The sequence below is a fragment of the Bacteroides sp. 1_1_30 genome (genome assembly GCF_020982715.1).
In the GTDB taxonomy this organism is placed as follows: Bacteria; Bacteroidota; Bacteroidia; order Bacteroidales; family Bacteroidaceae; genus Bacteroides; species Bacteroides xylanisolvens.
Window position 1 is genome coordinate 1 of sequence record NZ_JAJKHN010000018.1, and the last position, 19,707, is coordinate 19,707.

At 40.8% G+C, this 19,707-nt stretch carries 13 protein-coding genes; all 13 read left to right on the plus strand.

Translation table 11 applies throughout. The features are described 5' to 3' along the window. The first annotated feature begins 79 nt into the window (after nucleotides 1-79). The 13 genes from LPH68_RS06860 to LPH68_RS06920 all read left to right on the plus strand — a co-directional run bounded on the left by LPH68_RS06860 (nucleotide 80) and on the right by LPH68_RS06920 (nucleotide 19,637). Entirely contained in the window at nucleotides 80-622 is a 543-nt protein-coding gene (locus tag LPH68_RS06860; RefSeq protein ID WP_004314638.1) for an RNA polymerase sigma-70 factor, read from the plus strand. A gap of 70 nt (nucleotides 623-692) precedes the next feature. Then, on the plus strand, nucleotides 693-1,679 hold the full coding sequence (locus LPH68_RS06865; RefSeq protein WP_230296888.1) for a FecR family protein: 987 nt from the start codon (nucleotides 693-695) through the stop codon (nucleotides 1,677-1,679). A 161-nt stretch (nucleotides 1,680-1,840) separates the two neighbouring features. Next, nucleotides 1,841-5,164: a TonB-dependent receptor gene (locus tag LPH68_RS06870; protein ID WP_151923197.1), complete on the plus strand. Its 3,324-nt coding sequence runs from the start codon at nucleotides 1,841-1,843 to the stop codon at nucleotides 5,162-5,164. A gap of 15 nt (nucleotides 5,165-5,179) precedes the next feature. Further along, nucleotides 5,180-6,820: a SusD/RagB family nutrient-binding outer membrane lipoprotein gene (locus LPH68_RS06875; protein ID WP_230296889.1), complete on the plus strand. Its 1,641-nt coding sequence runs from the start codon at nucleotides 5,180-5,182 to the stop codon at nucleotides 6,818-6,820. A gap of 33 nt (nucleotides 6,821-6,853) precedes the next feature. Then, nucleotides 6,854-7,975: a glycoside hydrolase family 18 gene (locus LPH68_RS06880; RefSeq protein WP_004310491.1), complete on the plus strand. Its 1,122-nt coding sequence runs from the start codon at nucleotides 6,854-6,856 to the stop codon at nucleotides 7,973-7,975. Nucleotides 7,976-8,007: 32 nt separating this feature from the next. After that, complete coding sequence (locus LPH68_RS06885; RefSeq protein ID WP_004310490.1) at nucleotides 8,008-9,150, plus strand: DUF1735 and LamG domain-containing protein; 1,143 nt, start codon at nucleotides 8,008-8,010, stop codon at nucleotides 9,148-9,150. Between the two features lie 346 nt (nucleotides 9,151-9,496). Further along, entirely contained in the window at nucleotides 9,497-10,039 is a 543-nt protein-coding gene (locus LPH68_RS06890; RefSeq protein WP_008770350.1) for an RNA polymerase sigma-70 factor, read from the plus strand. 149 nt (nucleotides 10,040-10,188) lie between these two features. Continuing rightward, nucleotides 10,189-11,160: a FecR family protein gene (locus LPH68_RS06895; RefSeq protein ID WP_151923198.1), complete on the plus strand. Its 972-nt coding sequence runs from the start codon at nucleotides 10,189-10,191 to the stop codon at nucleotides 11,158-11,160. 180 nt (nucleotides 11,161-11,340) lie between these two features. After that, nucleotides 11,341-14,703: a SusC/RagA family TonB-linked outer membrane protein gene (locus LPH68_RS06900; RefSeq protein ID WP_008770349.1), complete on the plus strand. Its 3,363-nt coding sequence runs from the start codon at nucleotides 11,341-11,343 to the stop codon at nucleotides 14,701-14,703. A gap of 12 nt (nucleotides 14,704-14,715) precedes the next feature. After that, nucleotides 14,716-16,317 (plus strand): SusD/RagB family nutrient-binding outer membrane lipoprotein, encoded by a 1,602-nt coding sequence (locus tag LPH68_RS06905; protein ID WP_004310486.1) that lies wholly within the window; start codon nucleotides 14,716-14,718, stop codon nucleotides 16,315-16,317. 42 nt (nucleotides 16,318-16,359) lie between these two features. After that, nucleotides 16,360-17,373: a glycoside hydrolase family 18 gene (locus LPH68_RS06910; protein ID WP_004310485.1), complete on the plus strand. Its 1,014-nt coding sequence runs from the start codon at nucleotides 16,360-16,362 to the stop codon at nucleotides 17,371-17,373. Between the two features lie 24 nt (nucleotides 17,374-17,397). Next, entirely contained in the window at nucleotides 17,398-18,411 is a 1,014-nt protein-coding gene (locus LPH68_RS06915) for a BT_3987 domain-containing protein (RefSeq protein ID WP_151923199.1), read from the plus strand. Nucleotides 18,412-18,422: 11 nt separating this feature from the next. Beyond that, complete coding sequence (locus tag LPH68_RS06920) at nucleotides 18,423-19,637, plus strand: DUF1735 and LamG domain-containing protein (protein WP_004316748.1); 1,215 nt, start codon at nucleotides 18,423-18,425, stop codon at nucleotides 19,635-19,637. Nucleotides 19,638-19,707 lie beyond the last annotated feature (70 nt).

Sequence of the window (19,707 nt, forward strand, 5' to 3'; positions counted from 1 at the left end):
ATATTATATTGAATCATTCCTTAGACCTAAATATATGTAATATTTGATTTAACCGCTAACACTGAAAAATACTAGAGAGATGGAGAATAATGACAGGCAGATTGAATTAAAGTTTCAGAGGTTTTTCACTGTAAATTTTCCAAAGGTAAAGAACTTTGCTCAAATGCTGCTAAAATCGGAAGCGGATGCAGAAGATGTGGCTCAAGATGTTTTCTGTAAGCTCTGGTTGCAGCCTGAGTTGTGGCTGGATAATGATAAAGAACTAGACAATTATATTTTTATAATGACTAGAAATATAGTTCTGAATATCTTTAAACATCAACAGGTAGAACAGGAATATCAGTCGGAAGTTATAGAGAAGACTCTTCTTTATGAATTAACAGAAAAGGAAGAGATCTTGAATAACGTATATTATAAGGAGATGTTGATGATTATTCAACTCACCCTGGAGAAAATGCCGAAGCGTCGGAGGTTGATATTCGAACTTAGTCGTTTCAGGGGATTAAGTCATAAAGAAATAGCTGATAAACTCGATGTTTCTATCCGAACAATAGAGCATCAGGTTTATTTGGCATTGATCGAATTAAAGAAGGTACTCCTCTTTTTTATTTTTTTTCTCTAATATTTTTAAGTAGTATGTATGTAGTAGTTGTATTTAGTGTATAAAGCCCAAAAAAGAAAGAAAAAGATTCATGAAAAATTATATTCAACAACTCATAGAATTATTCGGCCATAATAGCTATTCAGCCGGAACACAGAAGAAAGTGCAACAGTGGTTGGCTGATGAGGAGCATGTTGATGAAAAGAGTGAGGCTCTTCGTGAGCTTTGGAAACAAGCAGGAGAGCAGAAAGTGCCTGATGGCATGCAACAATCAATACAACGAATGCGGCAGAATCTGGGAATGCAGTCTATCACTTCACGTAGAAATTACCAGTTACTTATATGGAGAGCTGCAGCTATTTTCTTGTTAGCAGTCTCATCCGTTTCTATTTATTTGATGTTGGAAAAGGAACGGCCGGAAAAAGATTTAGTTGAATGCTATATACCGACAGCGGAAATTCGTGAACTTACATTACCGGATGGTACAAATGTCATGCTGAATTCGAAGAGTATACTACTATATCCGGAAAAATTTACAGGAGAGACTAGAAGCGTATATTTGATTGGTGAGGCCAACTTTAAAGTGAAACCGGATAAGAAGCATCCTTTCATTGTAAAGGCCAATGATTATCAAGTTACTGCTTTAGGTACTGAATTTAATGTAAATGCTTATCCGGAAAATAGCGAACTGATGGCTACTTTGCTGGAAGGTAGTGTGAAAGTTGAATTCAATAACTTGCTGTCCAATATTATTTTAAAGCCTAATGAACAGTTGGTATATGACAAACATACGAAAGCGCACAATCTGCGGATGCCTGAGATAGATGATGTGACGGCATGGCAACGTGGGGAATTGGTTTTTAGTAATATGTATCTGGAGGATATTTTTACAAGTCTTGAACGCAAATTTCCTTATGCTTTTGTATATAGCCTTCATAGCTTGAAAAAGAATACATATAGTTTCCGCTTCTCCAAACAGGCGAATCTGGAGGAAGTTATGAAGATTATATCGCAAGTTGTAGGAAATGTAAACTATGTTATCAAGGGAAATAAGTGCTATGTAACTAGTAAAGAATAAATATATTGTAGAACCTTTTAAATTTAATACGTAATGCAAAAAAATACCCGGAAGGAATGGCCGTTCCTCCCGGATATGAAATCAATCTCTTTTAATATTAGCGTAATATTGACGCTATTCTGAATGATCCTAGAATAATAACCAATTAACTAATACTAAAGATGCTACAAATCTACGAAAAAATAGCAGAAAAAATAGCTCATAAGCGGGTCTTTCTCACTTTTTTAAGTCTTATTCTTATACAGACTTTCGCTTTGGCTCAAAATGATAGTAAAATAACTATCCAGCAGAAGAACATCACTGTCATTGATGCCTTAAAAACTGTGGAAAAACAGTCCAAAAAGTCTATAAATTATAGTGATTCCGAATTAAAAGGAAAAGTAATAGCCCAGTTAAACTTGCAGAATGCATCCCTCGAGACCGCACTTGATACCATCTTAAAAGGGACGGGCTTTTCATTCCAGATTCAAGGTAACTACATCATAATAGCTGAAAAGAAGCCTGTAGTTGCACAAACCCTTAAAAATATCAAAGGAAAGGTTACTGATGAAAGCGGTGAACCGTTGATTGGAGTAAATATATCTGTGGATGGTAGTTCTACAGGTACGATTACCGATTTCGATGGTAACTTTACGATCAAGGCGGCAGAGAAATCTATTCTCAAAGTATCTTATATCGGATATGCTGCACAGATAATTCCTGTTTCCAAGAAAGATTTCTATCCGGTTGTAATGAAGCAGGATACAGAAGTGCTCGATGAAGTTGTTGTGACGGCATTGGGTATCAAACGTGCAGAAAAGGCGTTGTCTTACAATGTACAACAAGTCAAGGGAGATGCTCTGACTACAGTAAAAGATGCTAACTTCGTAAACTCGCTGAACGGTAAGATAGCCGGAGTGAGTATTAACAAAAGTGCTAGTGGAGTTGGTGGTGCGACACGTGTTGTAATGCGTGGTGCAAAATCTATTGAAGGTGATAACAATGCTTTGTATGTGGTGGACGGTATTCCTTTGTTCAATACCAATATGGGAAATACCGACAGTGGTATTATGGGTGAAGGTAAGGCCGGAACAGAAGGAATCGCCGACTTCAATCCCGAAGATATTGAAAGTCTTTCTGTTTTGAGTGGTCCTTCGGCTGCTGCGTTGTATGGTAGTAGTGCCGCTAACGGTGTAATTTTGATTACCACTAAAAAAGGAAAAGAAGGAAAACTTTCAGTGCAGTTCTCTTCTTCTTCAGAGTTCAGCAAAGCTTATATGACTCCTGAGTTTCAAAATACGTATGGTAACAAAAAAGATATGTATGAAAGCTGGGGTGAGAAACTGTTGACTCCTACAAGTTATGATCCTAAGAAGGATTTCTTTAATACCGGAACAAACTTTATTAATTCGGTAACGTTGACCACCGGGACGAAATCGAATCAGACTTTTGCTTCTGTTTCTTCTACCAATTCCAAAGGTATTGTGCCTAATAATGAATATGATCGTTTGAATTTCACAATCCGTAATACGGCAACTTTCCTTAATGATAAATTACAACTCGATTTAGGTGCGTCGTATGTGAAACAGAAAGACAAGAATATGGTATCGCAAGGACAATATTGGAATCCGGTGATGGCCGCCTATTTATTCCCTCGTGGTGAAGACTTTAATGGAATTAAGTCATTCGAACATTTCGATGAAAGTCGCCAACTTCCGGTTCAGTATTGGCCGGTGGCAGATCCGGTATATGCTTCACAGAACCCTTACTGGACTGCTTATCGCAATGTAGCTACGAATGAAAAGAGTCGTTATATGTTCAACGTAGGGTTGACTTATAATATTACCGATTGGTTGAATGCGACAGCCCGTTTCAGAATGGATGACACACATGTATTGTTTGAACGCAAGATTTACGCTTCATCCGACGATAAATTTGCGGAAGGAAAGAAAGGACTGTATGGATACAATAACTATGAAGACCGTCAGGAATATGCCGACTTTATGTTGAACGTAAATAAACATATAGCTGATTTCAGTATTTCTGCCAATGCGGGTTGGAACTATTCTAACTATTGGGCATTGGAGAGAGGATACAAAGGGACATTATTGGGAGTGCCCAATAAATTTGCGGCTTCTAATATCGATCCGGCTAATGGTCGTATCTCAGAAAAGGGTGGTGATAGTCGTGTACGTAATCATGCTGTTTTTGCCAATTTGGAACTTGGTTGGAAGAGTATGCTTTATTTGACGCTGACCGGACGTAATGACTGGAATTCACGTTTGGTGAATACCGATGAAGAATCTTTCTTCTATCCCTCAATCGGTCTGTCCGGGATTATTTCCGAGATGGTCAAATTGCCCGAATTTATCTCTTACCTGAAAGTTCGCGGTTCGTATACGGAAGTCGGTGCGCCTGTATCCCGTTCGGGACTGACTCCGGGTACGGTAACTACCCCTATTGTGGGTGGTGCATTAGATCCTACCGGTATCTATCCGTTTACTGATTTCAAGGCAGAGCGTACAAAGTCATACGAATTTGGATTAAGTCTGAAGTTGTGGAATAAATTAAGTGCGGAGGTAACCTACTATCATTCTAATACATACAATCAGACCTTCTTGGGTGATCTTCCGGAATATACCGGATACAAGCAGATTTATTTGCAGGCCGGTAATGTGGAAAATCGTGGTTGGGAGGCTTCATTAAGCTATTCCGATCGGTTTAAGTTCGGATTAGGAATCTCTTCAACATTGACATTCTCTCGTAATATAAATGAGATTAAGGAGATGGTTGAAAACTATCATACGGATTTGATGGATGAACCGATTAATATTCCGGAGGTTTTGAAGGATGGTGGTCGTGTCATCTTGAAAGAAGGCGGAAGTATCCACGATATTTATGCCAACACCTTCTTAAAGAAAGACCACTTGGGATATGTTGAGGTAAAGAGCGACGGAACCTTTGGAATGGAAAAGGGGGAACCTGTTTATTTGGGAAAAACTTCTCCTGACTTTAATCTGGGATGGAGTAATATGTTGACATACAAAGGCTTTGGACTCGGATTCCAAATCAACGGGCGTTTTGGTGGTGTGGTGACCTCTTCTACAGAGGCATTGCTTGATCGTTACGGTGTGTCCAAACGTTCGGCTGAGGCTCGTGAAGCGGGAGGCGTATTGTTGAAGGGACAAGGTCTGGTAGATGCGAAGTCTTATTATCAGATGACAGGTACGGGAAATTATGAAACTTCCGGTTACTATGTATACAGTGCCACCAATATTCGTTTGCAAGAACTTACCTTTAGCTATACTATGCCTAATAAGTGGTTTGGTAACGTGTTGAAAGATGTTACAGTTTCGTTTATAGCCAACAATCCTTGGATGTTGTATTGCGAAGCTCCGTTCGATCCGGAACTGACTCCTTCCACTAGTACTTACGGACAAGGTAATGATTATTTTATGCAACCGAGTGTTCGTAGCTTTGGCTTCGGTATTAAATTTAAATTATAATACACCTTCTTTATTATGAGAAAAATGAATCATTTTAAACTATTAGCGGTGATATGCGCAATGACGCTATTTGCCTCATGCAATTTTGAAGAAATCAATACCAACCAATTTGAGATGAGCGACGGAGAAGGTGCGATGGATGGTTTTGAAGTCGGAGGGCTGATTACAGCTATGCAACGGACAGTGATTCCCGTAGGCACACAGGCTGATGATACAGATGTTATCAATGAATATCAAATAGCTTATCATCTGTCGGCCGATAATTGGAGTGGATTTTTTGGCGAGAACAACAGTAACGGTTGGAACGCAGGTAGTAACAATACTACTTATTATTTGTTGGACAATTGGATAAAAGCGACCTATACACAGTCTTATACCAATGCTCTTGATCCTTGGAAGAAATTGAAAATAGCGTCCGAGAAAAATGGTACGCCCGAAGTCTTTGCTTTGGCTCAAATTCTGAAGATTTCCGCTTGGCACAAGACACTTGAAAGTTTCGGTCCGATGCCTTATTCTCATGCGGCGGACGCTACAATGAACATTCCGTTCGATTCGGAGAAAGAGGTATATACGGCGATGTTTGAAGAATTGACCTCAGCCATTGAAGAATTAACAGAAAAGGCGGAAAATGGGGTGAATGTAATGGGTGCTTATGATGCGGTATATGCCGGAGATGCTACCAAATGGGTGAAATACGGCAATTCGCTGATGCTTCGTTTGGCTATGCGTGTCCGCTTCGCTGATGCGGAACTGGCGAAAAAGTATGCTACTCAAGCAGTGAATCATTCTATTGGCGTGATGACGGCTAAGGATGATGCGGCTCAAATGAGTCAAGGAGCGGGTATGACTTTCCGCAACAACATTGAATGGTTGGCAGGCAACTATAATGAAGCTCGTATGGGTTCTTCCATCTTTTCTTATCTGATGGGATATGAAGACCCGCGTTTGAGCGTTTATTTTTTGCCGATGGATGGTAATGCCTCTTATGGTGTTGAGGCTTTCGACGGAAAAACGTATCAAGCGGTGCCGGCAGGGCATGCCAATGCGCAGAATGACATCTACAAATCTTGCTCAAAGCCCAATATTCAAAGTGGAACTCCTACATATTGGCTGCGTGCATCGGAAGTTTATTTTTTGCGTGCGGAAGCAGCTTTAGTGTGGGAAGGTTTCGGCAGTGCGGATTCATGGTATAAACAGGGCATTGATATGTCTTTTCAGGAGAATGGTGTGACCGATCCTGTAGACGATTATATGAATTCCAATTTGTCACCTCGGGCATATGTTTTTTCCCATTATCAGTATGGGCAAACACTTTCTGCTCCGTGTGAGACTACTGCCAAGTTTGAAGGAACACCAGAGCAGAAGTTGGAAAAAATTATGATTCAGAAGTGGATTGCTTTGTTTCCTAACGGACAGGAAGCGTGGACGGAATGGAGAAGAACCGGTTATCCGAAGTTGAATGTCATTAAGACTTTGAAAGGAGCAGTGCAAGGCGCAACTCTTGAGGGCGGTATTCGCCGTATGATTTATCCCACCAGTTTTTCTCAGACTAACGAGGGAAAGGCTATTTATGAAGCAGCCTTGAAGTTGTTCAATAACGGTGCAGGTGGCGAAGATAAGTCTTCTACCCGTTTGTGGTGGGATTGTAAGAGATAACCTACATGTATCATTTTAATACAGATGAAGAATATGAAATCATTAAGAAAATTGTTATATATTATTCCATTGACAGGCATGATGGTAACTTCTTGCATGGATGTGGAGAATATTGAGATAGACCATATAGGCGGGTATGCCACAATGAACAATGCGGAGAGTGAGGCATATTATGCCAATCTGCGCGCCTATAAGGCGACTGCTTGGAATTACAATCGTCCCGTAGCTTTCGGATGGTATTCCAATTGGGCGCCTGCTGGAGCTTATCGAAGAGGATATCTCTCTGCTATGCCCGATAGTATGGATTTTGTTTCAATGTGGAGTGGCGCTCCAGGACGTTATGAAATCACTCCGGAGCAGAAGGCAGATAAAGAGTTTGTGCAAAAGGTGAAAGGAACGAAACTGTTGCAGGTAAGTCTGCTTTCTTATCTTGGTAAGGGTGCGACACCAAATTCGGTATACCTCGAAGTGGAAAAACAAGCGGAGGAAGAAGGCTGGTCGGCGGCTCAATTGGAAACGGCGAAGAAACAAGCCCGTTGGAAATATTGGGGATTTGAAGGTCAGTTTGAAAGTGAAAACCATTATGCATGTCTGGCGAAGTTTGCCAAAGCTCTGTGCGATTCTTTGTATGCAAACGAATGGGACGGTTATGATGTAGACTGGGAAATCGGTAGTGGTGTGTTTGATATGGATGGCACATTGAGTCAGAATAAGCATTTGATTCATTTGGTTAAAGAAATGAATAATTACATTGGCCCGAAAAGCGATCCGGAAGGTAAAGGACATAAAATGATCTGTATTGATGGAAATATTTATGGGCTTACCCATGAATTGGATGAGTATGTCGATTATTGGATTATACAAAGTTATGGTAGTTCCAATCCCGGTTTTGATGGTTATGGCGTTGATCCTAAGAAAATAATCTGCACAGAGAACTTTGAAAAGTATGCCACTAATGGAGGTCAATTGCTGAAGCAGGCAGCTGCTATGCCGCGAGAAGGTTATAAAGGTGGAGTAGGAGCTTATCGCTTCGATAATGATTATGACAATACGCCAAATTATAAATGGATGCGTCAGGCTATTCAAATCAATCAGCGGGTTTTCAATGAATGGAAAGCGAAACAAAACGAAGCGGAAAATAAACCGCAGGAATAAGTGGACTTATAAAATTCTAAAACAGTAAAAAGATGATGAATAAACATATATTCTATTATTTGATGGTAGGTAGTATGGCGTTATTGTTGGGCGCTTGCAACGACAGCATGAATGACCTGCTGGAGCCTAAGGTTTATTTCGAAAGCAAGGAATATAATTTCTCGGTGGAAGATGAAATGGATGTAATGACATTTGATCTGGTTTCAAGACTCTCGTCAGCAACTTCCTCTCAGGTAGACGTATCATATAGTGTAGCCGAACCAAGTGTAGTAGACGAATACAATGCAAAGTATGGCACAAATTATGAGATGCTTGATGTTTCGCAGGTAAAGCTAAGCAGTACGACATCTTCTATTTCGAGTGGAAAATTGTATGCGGATAATGTAGAAGTCGAACTTTCCGGTTTAGAAGCTTTGAAAGCCGGGAACTCGTATGTTTTGCCTATGCGGGTGCATTCGTCTTCGGTGTCGACTCTTTCCGGAACAAACATTGCATATTTCTTTTTCTCCAAACCGTTGAAAATTACCAAAGCTGGTAACTTCAGTAATCACTATATTTCTGTGAAGTTCCCTGTCGGTACTTTCTTCTCGTCATTCACTTACGAAGCATTGATTAATGTGGATTATTTCCTCGATAATAATACGATTATGGGAACCGAAGGTGTGATGATCCTCCGTATCGGTGATGCGGGAGGAGGAATTACTCCTAAAGATTATTTGGAAGTGGCCGGAAGACAGAACTACCGTGTAACGAAACCGTTGTTAACAAATCGTTGGTATCATGTAGCGTTGACTTATGATCAACCGACAGGAAAAACAGGCATTTATGTAAATGGTGAGAAATGGGCTGGTTCAGATTGGGGGATTGACGGTTTTGATCCGAATTCGGATATGGGTTTTTATATTGGTAGAATCTATGGTTTCAAATGGGGTGAACGTCCATTCCATGGTAAAATGAGTGAAGTCCGTGTTTGGAGTGTAGCCCGTACGGAAAATCAACTTAAGCAGAATATGCTGGGTGTTGACCCTGCTTCAGAAGGCTTGGCACTTTATTATAAACTAGACGGATCGGAGACTCAGGAAGGTGGAGTTATCAAAGATGCCACAGGGCGTATAAACGGTACTACAAATGGAATTACTATTAAGACGTTGGATGCTCCGATAGCTATCAATTAATGGAACACACAAATTTGTGAGAGATTTTGCTCTTTGCATTTTTGAATATGAGTGAAAGCCTGCTTACTGAAAAGATAATATTCTTTGGGTAAGCAGGTTTCTTTTATTTATGTTTGTTTTATGAAGAAGTTACTATTTACCCTGTTTATATCTTTTCCATCTAAATGTTTTTGCCAGTACCTCAGAAGGAAGATTAATGCTGACGTGCAAATTATAATCAAGGCATTTCTTTTCTTCTTTATAAGGAAAAGGTATTTTAGCTAAATTTAAATTTTCTCTAAAAAGTTTCCTTTTTATGAGTAAAATGTATTTCTTTGCAGCGTTTAATACTTATGGATATACTGGAATGGCTCAAATCAATTTCAACTCGATATATACTGCTTATTATAGGAAAGCCTTCCTATTTACCTTGTCCTATGTCCATAATGATTTAGTAGCAGAAGATATTGTATCAGAAGCCATTATCCATTTATGGGAACTAAGTAAAGAACGGGAAATCCCAAGTGTTGAAGCGATTTTGATTACTTATATTCGCAGCAAATCACTCAATTACCTGAAACATATACAAGCACAAGAGAATGTTTTTCAAACTTTGCTTGATAAGGGACAGCGTGAATTGGAAATTCGTATATCAACATTGGAAGCATGTGACCCGAAGGAAATATTATCAGAAGAATTACGGGCAAAAGTGCATGCATTACTAGAGAGTATGCCGGAAAAAACTCGTATTGCTTTCATCCACGATCGCCTAGATGGAAAATCCCATAAAGAAATAGCCGAAGAACTGGGCATTAGTGTAAAAGGAGTAGAATATCATATCAGCAGAGCAGTTAAAATGCTGCGTGATAATCTAAAAGATTATGCTCCATTCCTTTTCTTTTTCATCTGAAAAGAAGGAAAAGGCCTCCTTGTTTGCTATTTTTTTAAGCACTAACAAAAAAATCACATTTCTTACTAGGGAATCTCTTTAGTGAGTGGTATTCTTAATGAAAGGGGGAATAATACCCCTATTCTCATAACTTATAAATTATTTATTGTATGGATAAGGAATTACTATTAAAATATATTGCAGGCAAGGCATCCCAAAAGGAAAAGGAAGACGTTGCTACATGGATTGATGCAGATGCAGCCAATCTTAAAGAATTCATTTCTCTTCGTAAGAGTTATGATGCATTCATATGGCAAGACACAGACGCATTCTCAAAGAAGACAAAAAAGACAATTTCATTGCATCCTGTTACACAACGAATCTTGCGGATTGCGGCAGTATTTGTTGTAGCTTTCGGATTAAGTTATGCAATGATACAGGTTCTCCAAAAAGAGGATATAGAAATGCAGACTGTTTACGTTCCTGCCGGACAACGCACATTGGTGACACTTGCTGACGGAACTACAGTATGGGTGAATGGGAAAAGTACATTAACTTTTCCGAATTGTTTTTCTTCCCGTACACGTAAGGTGGAACTTGACGGAGAAGCCTATTTTGATGTTCGGAAAGATCCGGAAAAACAGTTTATAGTCTCTACGGCTCACCAGTCTGCCATAAAAGTTCTGGGCACAAAGTTCAATGTAAAGGCATACAAAGAAGCCGATGAGGTAATTACTACATTAGTTGAAGGAAAAGTTAATTTTGAATTTAACAACGCTAGTCAGCAACCGCAGTATATTGTGATGGTTCCGGGACAGAAGCTGGTCTATTATTTCCAGGATGGAAAGACTGAACTCTATACAACTTCCGGTGAAAGGGAGCTTTCATGGAAAGATGGCAAAATCATTTTCCGGCAGACCTCCCTACGGGATGCACTGGATATCTTAGCGGATAGATACAATGCTGAATTTGTCGTTCGGGAGAATGTTCCTCATGACGACTCATTCTCCGGTACATTTACCAACCGGAATCTAGAACAGATACTCAATTTTATCAGTGTCTCTTCAAAAGTACGTTGGCGTTATCTGAACAATAATGGAACTGCCGGTAAAGAAAAGATAAAAATAGAGATATTTATTTAGTATTGGAAAATATAAAACCTTAAAAAACAAAACTTATTGCCATGAAAAACAAAGATCCTTAAAGACAAAAATACGGGACGATATTGGCCGTATCTTCCCGTATGAGCCTCAGTAATTGTGAACTACTTGTTTGCAGACAAGTATAACTACCAATTTTCTAATTAAACTCGTTACAAATCTATGCAAAATTATTGTATCGTCCAATTTCTTGGAGGATTAAAGTCGCTTAGACGAACCTTAAAAGAAATATCATTGGCTATGAAATTACTATTAATGCTGCTCGTTTGTTCTGTTGGGCTGACTTATGCGTCTGACGGATATGCACAAAGAAACTCTATTTCGTTGAACGTGAAGAACAGTACTATCGAAGAAGTGCTGCACACGATTGAACGTGAATCCGGATTCGGCTTTTTTATTAACAGCAAGAATCTGAATCTCAATCGCCGGATAACGGTTTCCGTATCGGATAAAAATATTTTTCAAGTACTGAAGCAAGTCTTTGAAGGTACCAATATTGAATATAAAATACTGGATAATCAAATTGTACTGACAGCTAAGGAAACGGAAGTTGCCCAGCAAAAGGTACAAAACGTTAAAGGTACGGTAGTTGATAAAAATGGAGAACCGCTAATTGGCGTTTCCATTGTGGAGAAAGGAACTACTAACGGAACAGTGACGGATCTTGATGGAAATTATACGTTGACTGTTCAGACTGCCAATCCGGTGTTGTTATTTTCATATGTGGGTTATCAGAAAAAAGAACTGCCTGTTGTCGGTTCGGTCTTGAATGTTACTTTGGAAGATGATTCGCAAGTGTTGAACGAAGTAGTGGTCACCGCCCTTGGTATTAGAAAAGAAGCGAAAGCACTTTCTTATAATGTGCAGGAAGTATCTGCCAGTGAAATTGTTGGTGTTAAAGATGCCAACTTTGTAAACAGCTTGTCCGGTAAAATAGCCGGTGTGGTTATCAATTCCAGTTCATCTGGTATAGGTGGCGGAGCAAAGGTGGTGATGCGTGGTGCAAAATCTCTTTCCGGAAATAATAATGCATTATATGTAATTGACGGCATTCCGATGCCTTCATTGGAAACGACACAGCCGGATGACTTTATGACTGGTATGGGGCAGTCCGGTGACGGTGCTTCCATGATTAATCCCGAAGATATTGAAACGATGTCTGTATTAAGTGGTGCTGCCGCTTCTGCACTTTATGGAAGCGATGCAGCTAATGGGGTTATTATGATTACCACGAAAAAAGGTACGAAAGATAAACTCCGTGTCAGTTATGCTAATAACACCTCGTTCTTCAATCCGTTTGTAACTCCGGAGTTTCAAAATACTTATGGTGCAACGACAGGTGAACTGAAAAGTTGGGGGCAGAAAATGGGACAACCCAGTAATTACGATCCGTTAGATTTCTATCAGACAGGATGGAATGAAACTAACTCGTTGACTATCAGTAATGGTAATGAGAAGAACCAGACATTCCTTTCTATGGCTGCTACCAATGCAGCGGGCATTGTTCCGAATAACACGTTGGATCGTTACAATTTCACGATCCGGAATACAACTAGTATGCTCAATGATCGTTTACGCCTTGACTTGAGTGCTAGCTATATGAACGTACGCGAACAGAATATGGTATCACAGGGTCAGTACTTTAATCCGATAGTTCCGGTCTATCTGATGTCACCGAGCTACAGCCTGGATATGCTTCAACAGTTCGAAATGTATAATGAGACTCGTAACTTCAAGACACAATATTGGCCGTGGGGTAATCAAGGGATTGCTTTGCAGAATCCCTATTGGATTGTCAACCGCGACAATTTTGTCAATCATAAGAATCGTTTTCTTATAAGCGGGGGCTTGAACTTTGAAATCACTAAAGGTATAACATTAGGTGCACGTGCTAAAATGGATTATACCTCGGCTCTGTTTGAAAAGAAATATTCGGCATCTACCGATAATATCTTTTGCCAGGACTTTGGTGGTTATTACAAAGGCGATGCCTCTACCCGTCAGCTTTATGGTGATGTGATGTTGAATATAGATAAATATTTTGGTGATTTCTCATTAACAGCTACGCTGGGAACCAGCATTCAAGATGTCAACTACCAGTATTTCGATGTCGGTGGTAGTTTGAACTCGGTAGCCAATAGCTTTACAACGCTTAATTTGATGCAGTCTACCGTGAAGTTTCAGCAAGATGGTTATCATGACCAGACGCAGTCTATTTTTGCTACCGCACAGTTAGGATGGAAAAGCAAACTTTATTTGGATGTAACTGGGCGTGTCGACTGGTCTTCTGCTTTGGCATGGACCGATGCGAAGTCAGTCGCTTATCCATCGGTAGGTCTTTCCGCAATTCTGACTGAACTGTTGCCTATCAAGAACGATGTATTTACTTTCTTGAAAGTGCGTGGCTCGTATAGTGAGGTAGGAAATGCTCCTACACGTTATATTGCTTATCAGACCTATCCGTATGAGTCGGCTTCTCCCACGACAGCTACTACGTATCCTAACACAGATATTAAGCCGGAACGTACCAAGGCGTGGGAGGTCGGTTTGCAGTCTCATTTTTGGAACGATAAATTAGAGTTGAACGTATCTTTATATAAGACATCCACCTACAACCAATTGTTCAATCCTTCACTCCCTTCATCTTCCGGTTATTCTTCCATTTATATCAATGGTGGACAAGTGGATAACAAAGGTATTGAAGCCAGTCTGACATTGAATCAGCCTCTCGGACCGGTGAAATGGAACTCTACGTTCACTTACACTCTCAATCGCAACAAAATTAAAAAGTTGTTGAAGCCCACCACTCTGTCAGGCGGAGAAGTTGTTAGCCAGGACATGATGGATCTTGGGGGGCTTGAAATCGTGAAGTCACGTCTTTTTGAGGGTGGTTCTATCGGTGACTTGTATGTGACTGCTCTTCGCACAGACCATCACGGGTATATTGACGTGGATTATGTCAATAATACAGTGGCTATCGACGACAAAGCCGGTGAACGTAAGGATGGTTGGATTTATGCTGGTAATTCTCAAGCTAAATACATGATGGGATGGCGTAACTCCTTCTCTTGGAAAGGGCTGACATTGAGCTGTTTGATTAATGCTCGTATCGGTGGTGTGGTTGTTTCGCAGACCCAAGCATTGATGGATGCTTACGGTGTTTCCAAAGCTACGGCTACAGCGCGCGATTTAGGATATGTATTGATTGACGGTCACGAAGTGCCAGCCGTGCAGAAATATTACAGTACTGTGGGAAGTGGTGTAGGCTCGATGTATGTCTACAGTGCTACAAATGTCCGTCTTGCAGAATTGTCTCTCGGTTATGATGTTCCCGTTCAAAAGATAATTCCTTGGATTCAGAGCATGAACGTCGCCTTCACCGGACGCAACTTGTTCATGTTCTATTGTAAGGCCCCTTATGATCCTGAACTGACGGCAAGTACAGGTACACACTTCAGCGGTATGGACTATTTTATGTTGCCGAGCCTGCGTAATTTAGGCTTCTCTGTTAAACTTAACTTCTAAAGAATCGACAAGATGAAACAGATATCAAAATATATAAAAGTTGTTAATGGTACGTTGCTTGCCGGAGGCTTGCTGCTTACAGCCTGCACCAGCCATTTTGAAAGTTGGAATATTAATCCGAATGAGGTAACTCCGGAGCAGATGGAACGCGATAACCTTAAAACGGGAGCTTACTTTACACAGATGGAGAGGGGCATTTTTGTGGTAGGTAAGGATAAAGGCGGTTTGTTTGAGGAAACTCAGATGCTGACCGGTGACATATTTGCCAGCTACTTTGCTCCTGTCAAGACGTGGGATTATGCCGGAACAGAAGATAACGACTGTTATAAACTTTATCGCCAATGGTATAATTCACCGTTCAATAACGCTTATACCGAAGTGATGCAGCCGTGGCAAAGTATCGTAGAGAATACCGATGAGGTTTCACCTGCACGTGCTTTGGCTACTATTGTCAAGGTGTTTGGTATGAGTCGTATTACGGATAAGTATGGTCCCATTCCTTATTCTAAGTTTGGTACAGGTATTCATGTGGCTTATGACAGCCAGAAGGATGTGTATTATCGCTTCTTTGAAGAATTGGCAGATGCCATTGATGTGCTTACTGGTTATAACAGCCGAACGTCCGAACCGTATATGGAACGTTATGACTATATTTATAATGGTAGAGTAGAGAAGTGGATAAAGTTTGCCAATACACTCCGTCTCCGTTTGGCAATGCGTATTTCTTATGTGGATGAGACAAAAGCTCGGACAGAAATAGAGGCTGCGATTGGTCACAGTATAGGACTGATGACGTCTGTTGATGATAATGCGGTTTTAAAACAGTCTGCATCGTTCACTTTCATCAATGAGTGGTGGGAAGCATTTGAAAGTTTTAATGATTTTCGCATGAGTGCTACTATGGATTGTTATTTGAAAGGTTTGCAAGATCCGCGTTTGGCATGTTACTTTAAGGCTGCGGTGAAAGATGGAGCATATCATGGAGTCCGGAATGGACAAACTAGCCGTAATCAAGGAACATTGTCGGAGGCTGCTTCCAGTATGAATGTGGAACAAAACGATAATATAGAGTGGATGGGCGCCGCTGAAACTTATTTTTTACTGGCAGAAGCTAAATTGCGTTTGAACTTGGGGGATAAGACCGTGCAGGAGTATTATGAAGAAGGTGTGAGAATTTCTTTCTCTTCCAAAGGTGCTACGGGGGCAGATACTTACCTCGCGGATGATACTAATGTACCGGCTACGTCTTTTGTAGATCCGACAACCGAACGTAGTACTGATGTAAGTAGTATGGTTTCAAACTTGACTGTGAAGTGGAACGATAATGCTACTGAAAGCAAGAAACTGGAGCGTATTATGGTTCAGAAATGGATTGCTCTTTTTCCTGACGGGCAGGAGGCATGGAGTGAGATGCGTCGTACAGGTTATCCGGGAATTGTTACTATCAGTTCGAATCGTTCCGGTGGTGAAGTGCCTGAAGGAGAACTTATTAGTCGTCTGAAGTTTCCGACAACAGAGTATTCAGACAATGGCGAGAATACGCAAGCTGCTGTCTCCCTATTGAAGGGTACGGACATTGCCGGTACACGTCTTTGGTGGGATGTAAAAAGGTAATCAGATATATAATGTAGAACAATCTAACTAAGTAATTAGAATATGAAAACAATGAAATACTTATTGGTCGCGCTAGCCACAGGCAGCTTGATGGCTGCGTGTAACACGGACATTGAATCGTTGACCATTCAGCGACCGTTGACTTACGACGACCAGTACTACCAAAACCTGCGCGATTACAAAGCAAGCGACCATGAAATTGCTTTTGGATGGTTTGCGCAGTATGGAGCTCAAAACTCAGCGGCTGTTCGATTTATGGGATTGCCCGACAGTCTCGATATTTGTTCTATGTGGGGTGGTATTCCTGCAAAGGAAAATACTGAGATATGGGACGAAATTCGTTTTGTGCAGAAAGTGAAAGGTACCAAAATGCTCTGTGTGGCAATTACACGTATTGATGCGGAAACTGACGAACACGATTTTAAGAAGGCTTACAATGAAGCAAAGGCAATGCCGGAGGGTGATGAACGAACCGTTGCACTTAATCGTTCCTTTGAAATGTATGCTGAATATTTCCTTGACCAGGTGTTCCTGAATGATCTTGACGGCTTCGATGCCGACTATGAACCGGAAGGTGACTTTTTGAGTGGTTCAAATTTTGAGTACTTCTACAAGCATATGGCTAAATATATGGGACCGAATCCGGATATCACTAAAGAAGAGCGTCTACAACTCATTGAAGAGCGTTATGGTAAAGAAATAGCTTCGCAAGAAGGCATTTGTGACAAAATGTTGAATATTGACCAGACATCTACTAGTATGACAAGTCTTGTTCCATATAGTAATTATTGTTTCCTTCAGGCGTATAGTGGTGGAACTGGCGCTGGTGGATGGCCTGATGAAAAGGTGGTATACTGCTGTAATATGGGTGACGGCTGGCAGGGTGATATGCAGTCCATGTACAATCAGGCACGTTATAAACCGGCGAATGGCAAACGCAAAGGAGGTTTTGGAGCATTCTTTATCCATCGTGACTATAATGTACACGAATACAATCCTGAGCCTTACTATCGGTTCCGTCAATGTATCCAAATACAGAATCCGGCTGTCCATTAATTAACTTTTTAATGAAAGATGACTATGAAAAATAGAAAGAATCTGTTTTATATAAGTATGTTCGCCATCTGTGTGCTTGTTTTTACTGCCTGTGGCGATGATGAGACTTACGATGTTTATGGAGATCCGTATAATAGAGTGTACGTTTTGGATAATTCCAAGGAGTATAAGATAGTACAGACTCCCATCAGTACAGTCAGTAATGTAGATTTCACATGGGAAGCAAAATGCTCAAAGAAAGCGAGTGGTGACATTAGAGTAACGGTAGCGGTTGATAACTCCTTGATTGATGCTTATAATGAAGAACATGACACCGAGTTTGAAGCCTTGCCTGTTGAGGCTATTGTACTGGAGAATAAAGAAATGACTATTCCTGCAGGAGAAATGGTAGTGGCAGATGCTGTACATCTAAAATTGACTGATGACGTGAATGTTCTCTCTACTCTTAAGAGTGAAAAAGGATATATTGTTCCTTTGCGTCTAGTTTCGGCAGAAGGTGGTAATTCGCAGTTGAGCACTAATATGCTGGCGCCTTCTTTCTTGACTATTACTGTGACTGAGGATAATATGAATCATGAAGCTACCCAATATACAGGTACTGGTACATTAGTGGCAGACCAAACAGGATGGACCGCTACCACCAATGGAACTGTTCAGTCTTGGTATGAACCGATTGAAGCCATTTTTGATGGAAATTATGAAACTTATTGTTCTATCTCTAATCGGTCGGCTGAGCTTTTGCTGGATATTGATATGGGGAAAGCATATTCTTTTGATAGTATCAAAATGACAAGTTCCGGATATGATTATGAAACTTGGACTGAAAAAGAGGTCGGTGCGTTCAGTGCCGGTATGACTGTCAGCACAAGTGATAATGGTACGGATTGGAAAACACAAGGAGAAATTGAACGTAATGCCGAAGATTGTGTTTTCTATGCTCCGTTGACTGCCCGATATATTCGGATAACTGTTCCGAATGCCGGTGGTTGGTATGGTGCTTCTTTGGAATGTGGTGTATTTAATGTTTATGCTAAATAATAATTGAAGTTATGAAGAAATATACGCTCTTATCTTTATTAGCTTTGTTGCTTTGTGTGTCAGGTTGCAAGACTGAACCTGATTACAGCGATGCTGTCTATATGACTGGCACGTTGACTTCTTCAAATGTGAAATTTCTCGTTGAGGGGCAGTCTACATTAGGTTTGACCGTGACTTCAACCGATAAGACGGACACTGATGTGAAAGTTGGTGTGCAGGTGGCTCCTCAGCTACTTGAGTCTTTTAATGCCTCTACCGGTCGTAACTGCCAAATGCCTCCCGAAGGTAGTTATAGTTTTGAAGGTGGTGAAGTGGTGATTCCAGCAGGGCAGAACCAGTCTACGCAAATCAAGGTAACTGCTGATTCCGAAAAATTACAGGAGGGGGTATCCTACTGCCTTCCTGTATCTATTACCTCTGTGTCAAATAGCGATCTGAAAGTGATGGAAACTTCCCGTACCGCTTATGTTATGTTGACTAAGGTTATCAATATCAAGGCTGCTTATCTGGCACGTCGGGGATATTTTAATATTCCTTCGTTCGGTGATCAGGAAAAAAGTCCGGTGAAAGCACTCGGACAGATGACATTAGAAATGAAGGTACTTCCAGTATCCTTCCCTGTCGGTTCTGAAAGAAATGCTAATGGTATCAGCTCATTGTGCGGATGCGAAGAAAACTTCCTCTTCCGTTTTGGTGACGGTGCCGGTAATCCTGTGAATAAATTGCAGTTCGTGAAAGGCTCTATCGGTTCGGCTTCACATCCCGATAAGAAAGACCATTATGAATCGTGGGTAGAGAAAGAGTTTCCTACCGGTCATTGGTTGCACTTTGCTGCCGTATATGACGGTCAGTATTTACGTCTTTATTTGGATGGTGAGCAGATTCACTTTGTGGAAACTAAGAATGGCGGAACCATTAACTTGAGTATGGCTTATGACGGTCATACATGGGAAGACACTTTCTCCATCGGTCGTTCAGCCGGTAATGCTCGTTTCTTTGATGGTTACATTAGCGAATGTCGTGTGTGGAACGTAGCGCGTACATCCGCACAGATTGAAGATGGTGTTTGTTATGTAGACCCAACCAGTGAAGGGCTCATAGCCTACTGGCGTTTCGACGGTGAAACGCAGGATGATGGTTCGGTGCTTGATATGACAGGTCATGGTCACAATGCTGTGCCCGGTGGAACCATTACCTATGTAGACAATCAGAAATGTCCGTTCTAAAAGAGGTAAAATAGAGGTTGTTCTTTAGTACGATGAGGTCTGCTGTCGAATCGGTTTTGCGCAAAGCATT